Source organism: Streptomyces sp. NPDC002793 (assembly GCF_040295485.1).
In the GTDB taxonomy this organism is placed as follows: domain Bacteria; phylum Actinomycetota; class Actinomycetes; order Streptomycetales; family Streptomycetaceae; genus Streptomyces.
The window spans coordinates 73,755-89,047 of sequence record NZ_JBEOVL010000015.1 but is presented as its reverse complement, the minus strand read 5'-3'; the positions used below and the strand labels follow the sequence as shown (position 1 = coordinate 89,047).

Annotated in this window: 15 protein-coding genes; 1 reads left to right on the top strand and 14 read right to left on the bottom strand. The window is 70.6% G+C overall.

Features of this window, described 5'->3' with window-relative positions:
* Together ABT001_RS17250 and pyrR are read right to left on the bottom strand one after the other, a co-directional pair.
* Window positions 1-1,017, bottom strand: coding sequence for an aspartate carbamoyltransferase catalytic subunit (locus ABT001_RS17250; RefSeq protein WP_351277791.1), 1,017 nt, complete (start codon window positions 1,015-1,017; stop codon window positions 1-3).
* 89 nt (window positions 1,018-1,106) lie between these two features.
* Window positions 1,107-1,691, bottom strand: coding sequence for a bifunctional pyr operon transcriptional regulator/uracil phosphoribosyltransferase PyrR (gene pyrR, locus ABT001_RS17245; protein ID WP_351277789.1), 585 nt, complete (start codon window positions 1,689-1,691; stop codon window positions 1,107-1,109).
* 221 nt (window positions 1,692-1,912) lie between these two features.
* Here pyrR and bldD point away from each other — a divergent pair, with 221 nt between their 5' ends.
* Window positions 1,913-2,413: a transcriptional regulator BldD gene (gene bldD / locus ABT001_RS17240; RefSeq protein ID WP_014157378.1), complete on the top strand. Its 501-nt coding sequence runs from the start codon at window positions 1,913-1,915 to the stop codon at window positions 2,411-2,413.
* Window positions 2,414-2,565: 152 nt separating this feature from the next.
* Here bldD and nusB read toward each other — a convergent pair whose 3' ends face one another.
* From nusB to ABT001_RS17180, 12 genes are all read right to left on the bottom strand, one after another.
* Window positions 2,566-2,997, bottom strand: coding sequence for a transcription antitermination factor NusB (gene nusB / locus ABT001_RS17235; protein ID WP_031097763.1), 432 nt, complete (start codon window positions 2,995-2,997; stop codon window positions 2,566-2,568).
* Between the two features lie 2 nt (window positions 2,998-2,999).
* A complete protein-coding gene (gene efp / locus ABT001_RS17230; RefSeq protein ID WP_014044814.1) occupies window positions 3,000-3,566 on the bottom strand; it encodes an elongation factor P in 567 nt (188 codons plus the stop codon).
* Window positions 3,567-3,638: 72 nt separating this feature from the next.
* A complete protein-coding gene (locus ABT001_RS17225; protein WP_351277785.1) occupies window positions 3,639-4,745 on the bottom strand; it encodes a M24 family metallopeptidase in 1,107 nt (368 codons plus the stop codon).
* A 70-nt stretch (window positions 4,746-4,815) separates the two neighbouring features.
* Complete coding sequence (locus ABT001_RS17220) at window positions 4,816-5,643, bottom strand: Pro-rich N-terminal domain-containing protein (RefSeq protein WP_351277782.1); 828 nt, start codon at window positions 5,641-5,643, stop codon at window positions 4,816-4,818.
* A 105-nt stretch (window positions 5,644-5,748) separates the two neighbouring features.
* Window positions 5,749-6,192 carry a type II 3-dehydroquinate dehydratase gene (gene aroQ / locus ABT001_RS17215; protein WP_351277780.1) on the bottom strand — a complete coding sequence of 148 codons (444 nt, stop codon included), beginning with the start codon at window positions 6,190-6,192 and terminating at the stop codon, window positions 5,749-5,751.
* Window positions 6,189-7,835 carry a 3-dehydroquinate synthase gene (gene aroB / locus ABT001_RS17210; RefSeq protein ID WP_351277778.1) on the bottom strand — a complete coding sequence of 549 codons (1,647 nt, stop codon included), beginning with the start codon at window positions 7,833-7,835 and terminating at the stop codon, window positions 6,189-6,191. The genes aroQ and aroB overlap by 4 nt, the downstream gene beginning before the upstream one ends.
* Window positions 7,832-9,016, bottom strand: a complete 1,185-nt coding sequence (aroC, locus tag ABT001_RS17205; RefSeq protein ID WP_351277775.1) for a chorismate synthase — start codon at window positions 9,014-9,016, stop codon at window positions 7,832-7,834. The genes aroB and aroC overlap by 4 nt, the downstream gene beginning before the upstream one ends.
* 149 nt (window positions 9,017-9,165) lie before the next feature.
* Entirely contained in the window at window positions 9,166-10,002 is an 837-nt protein-coding gene (locus ABT001_RS17200; RefSeq protein WP_351277773.1) for a shikimate dehydrogenase, read from the bottom strand.
* Entirely contained in the window at window positions 9,999-11,741 is a 1,743-nt protein-coding gene (gene mltG / locus ABT001_RS17195) for an endolytic transglycosylase MltG (RefSeq protein ID WP_351277770.1), read from the bottom strand. Before mltG ends, ABT001_RS17200 begins: the two co-directional genes overlap by 4 nt.
* Before the next feature lie 100 nt (window positions 11,742-11,841).
* Window positions 11,842-12,315, bottom strand: coding sequence for a Holliday junction resolvase RuvX (gene ruvX / locus ABT001_RS17190; RefSeq protein ID WP_351277768.1), 474 nt, complete (start codon window positions 12,313-12,315; stop codon window positions 11,842-11,844).
* An 8-nt stretch (window positions 12,316-12,323) separates the two neighbouring features.
* Entirely contained in the window at window positions 12,324-14,993 is a 2,670-nt protein-coding gene (alaS, locus tag ABT001_RS17185; RefSeq protein WP_351277764.1) for an alanine--tRNA ligase, read from the bottom strand.
* Window positions 14,993-15,289, bottom strand: a complete 297-nt coding sequence (locus ABT001_RS17180; protein ID WP_351277762.1) for a DUF6167 family protein — start codon at window positions 15,287-15,289, stop codon at window positions 14,993-14,995. Before ABT001_RS17180 ends, alaS begins: the two co-directional genes overlap by 1 nt.
* Window positions 15,290-15,293: the final 4 nt, after the last annotated feature.

The window sequence follows — 15,293 nt, the reverse complement described above, 5'->3', positions numbered from 1 at the left end:
TTACTTGTTCTCCTCGGTACGGGCGGAGGCGGAGGGCAGAGCGGTCTCGGAACCGCCGAGCAGCAGGTACAGGACAGCCATGCGGGTGGAGACGCCGTTGGCGACCTGTTCGACGGCGGTGCAGCGGTCTGAGTCGGCGACCTCGGCCGTGATCTCCATGCCGCGGACCATCGGGCCGGGGTGCATCACGATGGCGTGCTCCGGCATCCTGGCCATGCGCTCGCCGTCCAGTCCGTAGCGGCGGGAGTACTCCCGCTCGGTCGGGAAGTAGGCGGCGTTCATGCGTTCGCGCTGTACACGCAGCATCATGACGGCGTCCGAGGTCGGCAGGACGTCGTCGAGGCGGTAGCTGACGTCGCAGGGCCACCGCTCGACGCCGACGGGCACGAGGGTGGGCGGGGCCACCAGGGTGACGTGCGCACCGAGCGTGTGCAGCAGGTGGACGTTGGAGCGGGCCACCCGGCTGTGCAGGATGTCGCCGACGATCGTGATCCGGCGGCCTTCGAGGTCCCGGCCGATGCCCGCGTCGGGTCCGACCAGCCTGCGGCGCATCGTGAAGGCGTCCAGCAGGGCCTGGGTGGGGTGCTCGTGCGTTCCGTCACCGGCGTTGACGACCGCGCTGTCGATCCAGCCGGACGTCGCGAGGCGGTAGGGGGCGCCGGAGGCGCCGTGCCGGATGACGACCGCGTCGGCTCCCATGGCTTCCAGGGTCAGGGCGGTGTCCTTGAGCGACTCGCCCTTGGAGACGGACGAACCCTTCGCGGAGAAGTTGATGACGTCGGCGGAGAGGCGCTTGGCGGCGGCCTCGAACGAGATCCGGGTCCGGGTCGAGTCCTCGAAGAAAAGGTTCACGACCGTTCGTCCACGGAGAGTGGGCAGCTTCTTGATCGGCCGGTCCGCGACCCTGGCCATCTCCTCGGAGGTGTCGAGGATCAGGACGGCGTCGTCGCGGGTGAGGTCTGCGGCCGAGATGAGGTGGCGGTGAGTCCGGGGGGTGTCCCCGGGAGGGCGCAGCATCTGGGAGTCTCCGGAAGGGTGGAGGGATCAGGCAGGCGGGCGTGCGGAAGCAGCCGTGCGACCGGTGGGGCGCACGGAAGGTGACTCGGCTACTGCTCGCCTGCCGGGGCGGTCCGCTCGACGCCGAGCAGCACCGCGTCGCGGCCGTCCTCCTCGGCGAGCTGGACCTTGACCGTCTCCCGCAGCGACGTGGGGAGGTTCTTGCCGACGTAGTCGGCACGGATCGGGAGTTCTCGGTGGCCGCGGTCGACGAGGACCGCGAGCTGTACGGCCCGGGGCCTGCCGATGTCGCCGAGCGCGTCGAGTGCGGCGCGGATCGTGCGGCCGGAGAAGAGCACGTCGTCGACCAGCACGACGAGACGGCCTTCGATGCCCTCTCCGGGGATCTCGGTCCGCGCGAGAGCACGCGCGGGGCGCATCCGCAGATCGTCGCGGTACATGGTGATGTCGAGTGACCCGACCGGCGTCTTCCGGCCGGTGATCTCTTCGAGCTTTCCGGCGAGCCGGTCGGCGAGGAAGACACCTCGCGTCGGGATGCCGAGCAGCACCACGTCGTCGGCGCCCTTGGCGCGTTCGACGATCTCGTGGGCGATGCGGGTCAGTACCCGGGCGATGTCGGGAGCCTCGAGAACGGGGCGTGCCGCATTGCCGGTGTGGTCATGCTGTGCGTCCATAAGAAACGGACCTCCTTCTCCGCCTCACTGGACGGACGTTAAAGGACGTCGAAATTGCGTCATCCACGTTACCAGGGCTTGCGCAGGGCCCTGGCCCCACCCCCGGGAGGAGGCAGTCCGGACCTTTCGGCTTGACGCAGCCAAGTAACGCTGCGTAACCTCACAGTGAGTTACCAGCCACGCGGCCCAGCCGCAGAATGTTCCAGCGTCCGGGGAGCCTTATGTCCAGCGAATACGCAAAGCAGCTCGGGGCCAAGCTCCGCGCCATCCGCACCCAGCAGGGCCTCTCACTCCACGGCGTGGAGGAGAAGTCCCAGGGCCGCTGGAAGGCCGTCGTGGTCGGTTCCTACGAGCGCGGCGACCGCGCCGTGACCGTGCAGCGCCTTGCCGAGCTGGCCGACTTCTACGGCGTTCCGGTGCAGGAGCTCCTGCCCGGCACGACCCCCGGCGGTGCCGCCGAGCCGCCGCCGAAGCTGGTCCTCGACCTGGAGCGCCTCGCCCACGTGCCGCCGGAGAAGGCCGGGCCGCTCCAGCGGTACGCCGCGACGATCCAGAGCCAGCGCGGCGACTACAACGGCAAGGTCCTCTCGATCCGCCAGGACGACCTGCGGACCCTGGCCGTGATCTACGACCAGTCGCCGTCCGTGCTCACGGAGCAGCTGATCAGCTGGGGCGTGCTGGACGCCGACGCGCGTCGCGCGGTGGCCCACGACGAGGGCTGACCACACTCGGGAAAGCCGGGCCGGCGGGGTCCTCAGGACTCCGCCGGCCCGGCTTTTCCATGTCACGTCCACGGGTCACCGGGCCGGCACGCCGAAGAGCCCACGGTCGCACGCGGCCGTGGGCTCTTCGTTCGGCTCGACGCCGCCGGGGACTACTGCTCCCGGCGGAGATTCGGCTTGAGGTCCTTGAACCGGGCCAGCAGGCCGTTCACGAAGGCCGGTGAATCGTCCGTGGAGAACTCCTTGGCGAGCTGGACCGCCTCGTCGATCACCACGGCATCCGGGGTGGAGTCCATCCAGATCAGTTCGTACGCACCGAGCCGCAGGATGCTCCGGTCGACGACCGGCATGCGGTCGATCTCCCAGTCCACGGCGTAGGTGACGATGAGGTCGTCGATCCGGTCCGCGTACTGCGCGTACCCCTCGACCAGCTCCATCGTGAACTCACCGACCGGCGGCTGACGGTCGTCGGTCCGCGAGAGCCGTACCCAGTCCGCGAGGACCGTCTGCACGGACTCACCGCGCTGGTCGGCCTCGAAGAGGATCTGGAAGGCGCGCTTGCGGGCCTTGTTCCGGGCAGCCACGGTTAGCTGTTCACCCGGCCGAGGTAGTCGCCCGTACGGGTGTCGACCTTGATCTTCTCGCCGGTCGTGATGAAGAGCGGCACACCGATCTCGTAACCGGTCTCCAGGGTGGCGGGCTTGGACCCACCGGTGGAGCGGTCTCCCTGGACACCCGGGTCGGTGTGCTGGATGGTCAGCTCGACCGCGGCGGGCAGCTCGACGTAGAGCACCTCGCCCTCGTGCTGCGCGACGGAGGCCGTGAAGCCCTCGATCAGGAAGTTGGCGGCGTCGCCGACGGCCTTGCGGTCGACCATGAGCTGGTCGTACGTGTCCATGTCCATGAAGACGAAGTACTCGCCGTCCATGTACGAGAACTGCATGTCACGGCGGTCAATGGTGGCCGTTTCGACCTTCACGCCGGCGTTGAACGTCTTGTCGACGACCTTGCCGGAGAGCACGTTCTTGAGCTTGGTGCGCACGAAGGCGGGGCCCTTGCCGGGCTTGACGTGCTGGAACTCGACGACGGACCAGAGCTGGCCTCCGTCGAGCTTGAGCACCAGGCCGTTCTTGAGGTCGTTCGTGGAAGCCACGGTTGCGGAATCTCCTGGACTGAAGCTGGTGGACGGCCAAGGATGCGCGCCGGAGTCTCCGCGAGGAGTTCCCTAGAGCGCGAGCAGCTCCTTGGTCGTAATGGTGAGTAGCTCGGGTCCGCCGTCCGCCTCGGGGCGCACGACGAGCGTGTCATCGATCCGGACACCGCCCCGGCCCGGGAGGTGGACCCCCGGTTCGACGGTGACCGGCACGCAAGCGTCCAGTTTACCCATGGCTGCCGGTGCCAACTGCGGGTCCTCGTCGATTTCGAGTCCGACCCCGTGCCCGGTGCTGGGCTGGAGGCCTTCCGAGTACCCCGCCGAGTCCAGGAGATGGCGGGCGGCGCGGTCCACGTCACGGCAGGCGGCGCCGGGGAGCAGGGCCTCCCGTCCGGCCCGCTGAGCGGCGAAAACGAGGTCGTAGAGCTCGATCTGCCAGTCCGCGGGGCTGGTTCCGATGACGAAGGTCCGGCCGATCTCGCAGCGGTAACCCCGGTAGTTCGCGCCCAGGCAGACGGAGAGGAAATCGCCTTCCTCGACCCTGCGGTCGGTGGGCCGGTGGCGGCCCAGACCCGAGTGGGGGCCCGTTCCCACGGAGGTGGCGAAGGCCGGGCCGTCGGCGCCGTGGTCCACCAGCCGGCGCTCGAGCTCCAGGGCCAGATGGCGTTCGGTGCGTCCCACCAGGATGGATTCGAGGAGTTCGCCGAGCGCCTGGTCGGTGATCTCCGCGGCGATCCGCAGGCAGGCGATCTCCTCCTCGTCCTTCACCAGGCGCAGCTGCTCCACCGTGCTGCCGAGGTCGCTCAGGCGCAGGCGGGGAGCCGCGGCGCTCATGGCCCGGTGGCGGGAGACGGTCAGATCGTGTTCCTCGACCGCGAGGGAGTCGGCGCGCAGGCCGCCGGCGAGACCGGCCGCCGCGACCACCGGGTCGCCGTCGGTCTCGGGAAGGACGGTCAGCCGCAGTTGCTCGTCGGGACGCCCGTGGGCGGGGTCCCCGCTCGGCGCGCGGGGGCAGAGCAGGACGTCCTCGCCAGGGCCGAGCAGCAGCACGGCGCCGGGCGGGGCTCCGCCCGCGAGATAGCGGACGTTGGCGGGGCGGGAGACCAGGGCTGCCGCGGATCCGGCGGCGGCGTACCGGTCACGCAGCAGTCCGCGTCGGACGGCGTACACCTCTGACATGTTTCCGAGCCTACGAGCGCCGGTGGGGCCCCGCCCGGTCAGCGCACCCGACCGTGGGCCCGCCCGGCCGTCACCAGGCCGGTGGGCTGGCTATGGAGCGGGCCAGGACGTCGTCGAGGACCCGTGCGGTCGTCTCCACGTCGTAGGTGGAGTTGTCGATGATCGGCAGACCGGAGCCGTACCAGCCGGCCATACGGCCGTGGATGCGGGCAACTTCCTCGTCGGAGAGCCTGCGGTTCCCGCTGCGGGCCGCGTTGCGCTCCAGGACGACCTCCAGGCCGGGCAGGAGGACCACGGGGAGCAGCCCGGGGCCCACGTGGCGCTTCCAGCCGCCGAGTCCGACGACGGGGCGGTCGGGGAAGACCGCGTCGTCGAGGATGCAGGAGATGCCGTTGGCCAGGAAATTACGGGCGGCGAAGCCGCAGGTGCGCCGGGCCAGGCGGTACTGCGTCTCGGAGTGGTCGTTCCATCCGGCCTGCGGATCGGCGAAGCCGGAGCAGACCCATTCGCGGACGTCGTCCAGGGAGACGTGTGCGGTGGGGACCCGGCGGCGGGCCGCCCAGAGCTTGGCGACCGTGGTCTTGCCGGCCCCGGCGGGGCCGATCAGGAGCACGGCCAGGGTCGCGGCGCCCGTGCCCGCCTCGGCGGGCGGCGCCGGCAGCGGCACGGGGCCGCCGGGCGGCAGCTGGATGTGCCCGGTGGTCTCCCGGGAGTGCGGGACCGGGGGGTGCTGCGGCGTGGGCGGCCGCGGTGGGGCCACGTGCGGCTGGGCCCCGGGCACCGCGGGAGGAGGCGGCCCGGCCGGGCCGGGGTGGCCCGGGTGCTGGGCCTGGTGCGTCCACGGTCCGTTCCCGGGACCCTGGGGCGGCGGCAGCGGGGCCCCCACTGCGTGCTGCATCCGGCCACTCCGTCTCGTACAGGCAACTGGCGCTGGTCGACGGCAACCGTACCTCCCCCGGCCGTCGGTCTGTGAACGGGCGGGGAAGGCACGAAGTGCCCGGTGTCAGTCCGTCAGTTCGTCGGCCAGGGCGCGCAGAGCGAGCCGGTAGGAGCCGATCCCGAACCCTGCCACGGTGCCGGTGGCCACGGGTGCGACCACCGAGGTGTGGCGGAATTCCTCCCGTGCGTACGGATTCGAGATGTGCACCTCGATCAGCGGGGCGGTGCGCTGGGCTGCGGCGTCACGCATTCCGTACGAATAGTGGGTGAAGGCGCCGGGGTTGAGAACGACCGGAATCGAACCGTCCGCCGCCTCGTGGAGCCAGCGGATCAGCTCGCCCTCGTCGTTGGTCTCCCGGACGTCGACCTCGAAGCCGAGTTCCTTGCCGAGTGTCCGGCAGGTGTCGACGAGACCGGCGTAGGAGGTCGCCCCGTAGACGTCGGGTTCGCGGGAGCCGAGGCGTCCGAGGTTCGGGCCGTTGAGCACGAGGACCCTGCGGGTCGTCATGCGGAGACCTCCCCGTAGGCGGCGAGCAGGACGGCCGGGTCGGGGCCCTCCAGCACGGTGGGCTTGCCGATGCCGTCCAGGACGATGAAGCGCAGCAGGTCGCCGCGGGACTTCTTGTCGACCTTCATGTTCTCCAGGAGCTTGGGCCACTGGTCACCGCGGTAGGTGAGCGGCAGCCCCACGGACTCCAGGACGGCGCGGTGCCGGTCGGCGGTGGCGTCGTCGAGGCGTCCGGCGAGCCGGCCCAGCTCGGCGGCGAACACCATGCCGACCGAGACGGCGGCGCCGTGGCGCCACTTGTAGCGCTCGTTCTTCTCGATGGCGTGCGCCAGGGTGTGGCCGTAGTTGAGGATCTCCCGCAGGCCGGACTCCTTGAGGTCGCTGGAGACGACCTCGGCCTTGACCCGGATGGAGCGCTCGATCAGCTCGGCCGTGTGCGGCCCGGCGGGTGTACGGGCGCCCTGCGGGTCGGCCTCGACGAGGTCGAGGATGACGGGGTCGGCGATGAAACCGGCCTTGATGATCTCGGCCATGCCGGAGACGTAGTCGTGGACCGGCAGCGAGTCCAGGGCGGCGAGGTCGCAGAGCACCCCGGCCGGCGGGTGGAAGGCGCCCACGAGGTTCTTGCCCTCGGCGGTGTTGATGCCGGTCTTGCCCCCGACCGCCGCGTCGACCATGGCGAGCACGGTCGTCGGTACGGCGATCCAGCGCACCCCGCGCAGCCAGGACGCGGCGACGAAGCCCGCGACATCGGTGGTGGCTCCGCCGCCGACGCCGACGATGACGTCGGTACGGGTGAAGCCGGTCTGGCCGAGCGCCTTCCAGCAGTAGGCGGCGACCTCGACGGTCTTCGCCTCCTCGGCGTTCGGCAGCTGGATCGCGATGGCCTCGTAGCCCTGGGAGGCGAGGTCCTCGCGGACCGCCTCACCGGTCTCGGCGAGCGCCTCCGGGTGCAGCACGGCGACCCTCTTGGCACGGTCGCCGATGAGCTTCGACAGCTCGCCGAGGAGCTGACGGCCGACGAGCACCTCGTAGGGGTCGGTGCCCGCCGTGCCGGCGATCTGGATGCGCGTGGTGCCCTGCTCGGTCATACGTGTCTTCTCCTGGCCGGACGGTACGGGCTCTCCCGCGCGTTCCGGCAGTTCCAGTGCCTCGATGATCGCCTGGGCGACCTCTTCGGGTGTGCGTGCGTCGGTGGCGACGGTGGCCACGGCCACCTCTTCGTACAGCGGGCGCCGGGCGTCCATGAGCTCGCGCCACTGCCGCCGCGGGTTGACCGCGAGGAGGGGGCGGGCCGTGTTCAGCCCGACCCGCCGGACGGCCTCGTCGACGTCCATGGAGAGATAGACGACCGGGCGGCCGGCGAGCAGCGCGCGGGTCTCCGCGTCGAGCACCGCGCCGCCGCCGAGGGCGAGCACTCCCGTGTGCCCGTCGACCGCGTCCAGGACCGCCTGCCGCTCCAGGGCGCGGAAGCGCTCCTCCCCCTCGTCGAAGAAGATGTCGGGGATCGATTTCCCGGCCGTGGCCACGACGTCCGCGTCGGTGTCGCGGTAGGTCGTGCCCAGGCGTTCGGCGAGCAGTTCGCCCACCGTGGACTTGCCGACCCCCATCGGGCCGACCAGGACGATCAGCGGGCCGCTCACCGGATCTGGAGGTGGGAGAGGTACGACTGGACGTTGCGGCGGGTCTCGGCGACGCTGTCGCCGCCGAACTTCTCCGCCACCGCGTCGGCCAGGACCAGCGCGACCATCGCCTCGGCGACGATCCCGGCGGCCGGAACGGCGCACACGTCGGAACGCTGGTGGTGTGCCTTGGCCGCCTCACCGGTGACCACGTCGACCGTGGCGAGCGCACGGGGCACCGTGGCGATCGGCTTCATCGCGGCGCGGACCCGCAGCAGCTCGCCCGTGGTCAGCCCGCCCTCGGTTCCGCCGGAGCGGCCGGAGGTGCGCCTGATCCCGTCCGCCGTGGCGACGATCTCGTCGTGCGCCTGGGAGCCGGGCACCCGGGCGAGGTCGAAGCCGTCGCCGACCTCGACGCCCTTGATGGCCTGGATGCCCATGAGCGCGGCGGCGAGCCTGGCGTCGAGCCTGCGGTCCCAGTGCACGTGCGAACCGAGCCCGACGGGCACGCCGTACGCGAGCACCTCGACGACCCCGCCGAGGGTGTCGCCGTCCTTGTGGGCCTGGTCGATCTCCGCGACCATCGCCTTCGACGCGTCGGCGTCCAGGCAGCGCACCGGGTCGGCGTCGAGCCGCTCCACGTCGGAGGGCTTCGGGTGGACGCCGTAGGGCGCCTTCGCCGCAGCCAGCTCGACGACGTGGGAGACGATCTCGATACCCGCGGTCTCCTTGAGGTAGGAGCGGGCGACGGCGCCGAGGGCGACACGGGCCGCGGTCTCACGGGCGCTGGCACGCTCCAGGACCGGCCGGGCCTCGTCGAAGCCGTACTTCTGCATACCGGCCAGGTCGGCGTGGCCGGGCCGGGGGCGGGTCAGGGGGGCGTTACGGGCCTGGGCGGCCAGCACCTCGGCGTCGACCGGGTCGGCCGACATGACCTGCTCCCACTTGGGCCACTCGGTGTTGCCCACCATGACGGCGACGGGCGAGCCCATGGTCAGGCCGTGCCGGACACCTCCGAGGAAGGTGACCTCGTCCCGCTCGAACTTCATCCGGGCGCCGCGCCCGTAACCGAGCCGTCGCCTGGCGAGCGCGTCCGCCACCATCTCCGTGGTGACGGGGATACCGGCGGGAAGACCCTCCAGCGTCGCCACCAGTGCGGGGCCGTGCGACTCTCCGGCGGTCAGCCAGCGCAACCTGCTCAACGGTGCTCCTCATGCTCGCGCCTGTAACTGCAACGGCGCGACCGGGTGCGCGGCCCTGGCCCGCCACCCCCGATCCTCCCACGACAAGGGGAGCCGGCCTGCCGCCGGTCCAGCAGACGGACGGCCGCACCGCCCCTCCGCGACCGGGCCTACCGGCGTTCCCGCGCTGCCAGAGCCTGCTCGCCGGCCATCCTCATGGCTCCGACCGGGGCCGGGCTCCGTCCGGTCATCTGCTCGACCTGGAGGACCGCTTGGTGGACGAGGAGGTCGAGGCCCCCGACGACGGTCCCCCCTGCCGACGACCAGCGCGAGGCCAGTTCGGTCGGCCACGGCTCGTACAGCACGTCGAACAGGGTGCCGGGAGCCGCAGGAACGGCATCCGCCAGTGCGTCCGTGGTACCGGCGGGCGTGGTGGCGATCACCAGGGGGGCGTGCAGCGCCTCGGCCGCCGCCGCCCAGTCCGTGATCCTGACGTCGACGCCCAGACGCTCGCCCCAGCCGCGCATCTCGTCGGCCCGTGCAGCGCTGCGCACATAGGCCGTGACCGGCCCGGTGCAGATCTCGGCGAGGGCCGCCAGCGCGGAGGACGCCGTGGCTCCGGCGCCCAGGACGGCGGCGGACTCGACCTTCTCGACGCCGCGTTCGCGCAGGGCCGCGACCATGCCGGGGATGTCGGTGTTGTCACCGATCCGCCGGCCGTCCTCGGTGAGGACGACCGTGTTGACGGCCTCCACCGACGCCGCAGTGTCGCTGATGCCGTCCAGCAGCGGGATGACCGCCCGCTTGAGCGGCATCGTCAGGGAGAGCCCCGCCCAGGAGGGGTCCAGCCCCTCGACGAAACCGGGGAGCGCCGCCTCGTCCACCTCGAAGCGCTCGTACGACCAGGTGTCGAGGCCGAGCTCCGCGTACGCGGCCCGGTGCAGGACCGGGGAGAGGGAGTGGGCGATGGGTGAGCCGAGGACTGCGGCCCTGCGGGTGGTGCTCACTGACCTGCCTTGTTCTCTTCGTACTCCTGACGGTTGCGCTCGTGCTCCGCGTTCGTCACCGCGAACAGCGTCTTGTCCTCGGTCACCGACACGAAGTAGTACCAGGGGCCCGACGCCGGGCTGATCGCCGAGTGCAGCGCGTCAGCGCCCGGGTTGGAGATCGGGCCGGCCGGGAGACCCTTCACCCGGTACGTGTTGTACGGATCGTCGATCTGCCGCAGGGCGTCCACGGCTCCCACGTCCAGCGTGCTCTCGTCCCGGATGTAGTTGATCGTCGAGTCGAATTCGAGCCTTCCGACGGTCTCCATGTTGTCCGGCTTGAGCCGGTTGTAGACCACCGTCGCGACCTTGTCGAAGTCGTGCTTGTACTTACCCTCCTTCTGGACGAGGCTCGCCACGGTGACGAGGTCCAGAGGGGATTCCAGCTTCAGCTTCCTCGCGTTCTCCTCGAGGTCGAGCTTGGCGTATTCCTTTTTGGCCCGCGTGACCATTTTCTTGAGCGCGTCCTCGGGCTTCGACCCTGCGGACACCGCGTAAGCCGCCGGAAAGAGGAAGCCTTCCAGCGGGTCCTTGATAGCGGGATCGTCATCCGCCCATTCGGGCAGCCCGAGGCTCTCGGCCTTCGTCTTCGCGACGTCGGCCGTGGTGCCGGACTTGAGCTTGAGCCTTTCGTCGATCTTCGCGTAGATACCGGTGGTACTCGTGCCCTCAGGAATGACCAGTGCGTTCTGGCTCTTCGGGTCCAGCATCAATTCGATGGCGCTGTCCGCCGACATCTCCTGCTTCAGGAGATAGACCCCGGCCTGGAGGGAGCCCCCCTTGGGATTCCCGTTCTGCGCGGAGACGAAGGCGTCGACGGACTTCACGACGCCGGCCTTCTTCAGGATGTTCGCGATCTCGTTCCCCAAGGCGCCCTCGGGGATCTCCACCTCGACCGAGCCCGTGCCGTCGCCCGCGTAGTCGGGCGCCTCGCCGAACTGGCTCTGGTAATAGGAGTAAGCGAAGTAGCCCACCCCGCCGAGGCCGCCGACGAGGACGGCCGCGACGCCCAGGCAGGCGCAGCCGTTGCGGCTCTTCTTCTTGCCCTTGCCGCGGCGCTCGCCGCCCCTGCGGGACTCACGCGGGTTGTCGTCGTGGTCGTCGTCCTCACCGGAGCCGGAGCGGGAGGCCGAACGGGAACGGGAACCACGGTCGTCGGCCGGCTCGTCCGCACCCGTGAAGAAGGGATGCGTCTCCTCCTGCGGCGCGTCCGGGTCCCAGTCCTGGCCCTGCTGGTCGGGTGCCTGCTGGTCGGGTGCCTGCTGCTGGGGCGCCTGCTCGCGACGGCCCGGGGGCTGCGGCGGAGGGTAGGCCTCGGGGGTGCCGTAGTAGTCACCCTGTTCGCCGTAGCCGCCGGGCTCGTTGCCGTACTGGGGCTGCTGGGCCCCGTACGGCATCGCCGCCTGCTGGCCGGTGTCCCAGCCGCCGTCGTACTGCGGCTGCTGCTGGGCGTACGGGTCCTGCGGCGCGCCGTAGGGCTGCTGGTGCTGGTGCTGTTGTTGTTGCTGTTGTTGCTGCTGCGCGTACGGGTCCTGCTGGTAGCCCTGCTGGGCATAAGGGTCCTGCGCGTAGGGCTGCTGCTGGCCTTCGTACTGGCCCTGGCCGTGGGCGGCCTGCTGGCCTCCCCATCCCTGGTCCCCGTACAAGGGGTCCTCGGGATGCCACGGTTCGGAGCCGGGGCCCCGGCCATACTCAGTCATCGATCCCCTTGAGCCGCGAGACGACGCTCCGTCTCTTCGCTTTGCTGTGCGGTGTCTGTTCGAACACCGGCGCATCGCGCGGAACGTTACCGTATCGCGATCAGACAACCACTTCGACGCCCTCGCCGGGTGCGGTGCCTGACGCCCGTTCGGACTCCAGAGCGTTCTGAAGGATCACCACAGCGGCAGCTTGGTCGATGACAGACCGGCCCTTCTTGGACTTCACGCCCGAAGCGCGTAGCCCCTGAGTGGCCGTCACTGTGGTCATCCTCTCGTCCACAAGACGTACGGGAATCGGTGCGATCGCGCGGGCGAACACCTGCGCGAAGGCGCGGACCTTGGCCGCCGCCGGGCCCTCGCCCCCGCCCAGGGAGCGGGGCAGCCCGACGATGACCTCGATCGGCTCGTACTCCTCGACGATCGCGCCGAGCCGCCGGTGGGCGGCCGGGACGTCGCGTCCCGGCACGGTCTCCACCGGCGTGGCGAGGATCCCGTCGGGGTCGCACGAGGCGACCCCGATGCGGGCGTCACCGACGTCGACGGCGAGTCGGCGTCCACGGCGCATCTGTGACATGCCCGGCGTCACGCCGTCTCGGTGACGAGGCGTTCGACAGCGGCGACGGCGTCGCCGATGGCGCCCGGGTTCTGGCCACCGCCCTGGGCGACGTCCGGCTTGCCGCCGCCACCGCCACCGAGGGTCTTGGCGGCGGTGCGCACCAGGTCACCGGCCTTGAGGCCGCGCTCGCGGGCCGCCTCGTTGGTGGCGATGACCGTCAGCGGGCGGCCGTTGGCCGTGGTGAACAGGGCCACGACGGCAGGGCGGCCGCCCTGGATGCGTCCACGCACGTCGAGGACGAGCCTGCGCAGGTCGTCGGCCGAGGTGCCGTCCGGCACCTGTCCGGTGACCAGGGCGACGCCCCGTACGTCCTTGGCCGACTCCACGAGACCGGCGGCGGCCTGGAGGACCTTCTCCGCGCGGAACTTCTCGATCTCCTTCTCGGCGTCCTTCAGCTTGCCGAGCATGCCGGAGATCTTCTCGGGGAGCTCCTCGGGACGGCCCTTGAGCAGTTCCTGGAGCTGGGCGACGACCGTGTGCTCCTTGGCGAGGAAGTTGTACGCGTCGACGCCGACCAGGGCCTCGATGCGGCGTACGCCCGAGCCGATGGAGGACTCGCCGAGCAGCTTGACCAGGCCCAGCTGGGAGGTGTTGCGGACGTGCGTACCGCCGCACAGCTCCTTGGAGAAGTCGCCGATGGTGACGACGCGGACCCGCTCGCCGTACTTCTCGCCGAACTCCGCGATGGCGCCCTGCTTCTTGGCGTCGTCGATGGACATGACCTCGGCCTGGACGTCGAGCTCCCGCGAGAGGACCTCGTTGATCTTCTGCTCGACGTCGGTGAGGACCGTGCCGGGTACGGCGGCGGGCGAGCCGAAGTCGAAGCGGAAGCGGCCGGGCGAGTTCTCCGAGCCGGCCTGGGCGGCCGTCGGGCCGAGGGCGTCGCGCAGCGCCTGGTGGGTGAGGTGCGTGGCGCTGTGCGCGCGGGCGATGGCACGGCGGCGGGTGTTGTCGATGGTGGCGAGGGCCGAGGCACCGACGGTCACCTCGCCGACCTGGACCGAGCCCTTGTGGACCGAGACGCCCGGGACGGGCTGCTGCACGTCGCGGATCTGGATGACGGCGCCGGTGTCGAGCCTGATGCGGCCCTGGTCGGCGAGCTGGCCGCCGCCCTCGGCGTAGAAGGGGGTGCGGTCGAGGACGACCTCGACCTCGTCGCCCTCGGTGGCGGCGGGCGAGGGCACGCCGTCGACGAGCAGGCCGACGATCTTCGACTCGCCCTCGACGGAGGTGTACCCGGTGAACTCGGTGACGCCGGAGTTGTCGGCGACCTCGCGGTAGGCGGACAGGTCGGCGTGACCGGTCTTCTTGGCCTTGGCGTCGGCCTTGGCGCGCTCCCGCTGCTCCTTCATCAGACGGCGGAAGCCGTCCTCGTCGACCGAGAGGCCCTGTTCGGCGGCCATCTCCAGCGTGAGGTCGATCGGGAAGCCCCAGGTGTCGTGGAGCAGGAACGCCTTGTCGCCGGCCAGGACCTTGCCACCGGCGGCCTTGGTCTCGGTGACGGCGGTGTCGAGGATGTTGGTGCCGCCCTTGAGGGCCTTGAGGAAGGCGGCCTCCTCGGCGAGGGCGACGGTCTCGATGCGCTTGCGGTCGGTGATCAGCTCCGGGTACTGCTGCCCCATGGTGTCGACGACGACGTCGACGAGCTCACGGACGACGGGCCCCGTGGCCCCCATGAGCCGCATGTTGCGGATGGCGCGGCGCATGATGCGGCGCAGGACGTAGCCGCGGCCCTCGTTGCCCGGGGTGACGCCGTCGCCGATGAGCATCACCGACGTGCGGATGTGGTCGGCGACGACGCGGAGGGAGACGTCGGAGCCCTGTTCGGCGCCGTAGCGCACACCGGTGAGCTCGGTGGCCTTGTCCATGACGACGCGCAGGGTGTCGGTCTCGTACATGTTCTGCACGCCCTGCAGGATCATGGCGAGGCGTTCGAGGCCGAGGCCCGTGTCGATGTTCTGCGACGGCAGGTCGCCGAGGATCGGGAAGTCCTCCTTGCCGTCGCCGGCGCCGCGCTCGTACTGCATGAAGACCAGGTTCCAGATCTCCACGTAACGCTCGTCGTTGACGGCGGGTCCGCCCTCGACGCCGAACTCGGGGCCGCGGTCGTAGTTGATCTCGGAGCAAGGACCGCAGGGACCGGGGACGCCCATGGACCAGAAGTTGTCCTTCTTGCCCAGGCGCTGGATGCGCTCGGCCGGTACGCCGATCTTCTCGCGCCAGATCTGTTCGGCCTCGTCGTCGTCGAGGTAGACCGTGATCCACAGACGCTCGGGGTCGAGGCCGAAGCCGCCGTCCGCCACGGAGTTCGTGAGCGCGGCCCAGGCGAACTCGATCGCGCCTTCCTTGAAGTAGTCGCCGAACGAGAAGTTGCCGCACATCTGGAAGAACGTGCCGTGCCGGGTGGTCTTGCCGACCTCTTCGATGTCCGGCGTGCGCACGCACTTCTGCACGCTGGTGACGCGCGGGGCGGGCGGCTTGACCTCGCCGAGGAAGTAGGGCTTGAAGGGAACCATGCCCGCGGGGACCAGCAGCAGAGTCGGGTCGTCCGCGATGAGCGACGCCGAAGGGACGACGGTGTGACCGCGCTCCTCGAAGAAGCTCAGCCAGCGGCGGCGAATTTCAGCCGACTCCATCAGTAGTCCTCATTCCGGTTGTTCGAGTTGTAGGGAAGTGTCCGATGAGGGACGAGTTCGGGGTCGGCCGGCGCCTCGATGCCGAGCGCACCGCCCAGTTCGGCCTCGCGCCTGACCATGCCCTCACGCACGTCGAGGGCGAAGTCCTTCAGCTTGTGCCCCGCCTCGATCGCCTTGTCGGCGGCCTGCGCCGCGAGGCTCTCGGGGGTCAGCTGACGGATCTTGCGGTTGACCTTGGTGGTGGCCCAGACGCCGGCGGCTGCGCCGGCGGTGAACCAGAAGGTACGGCGGAACATCGCT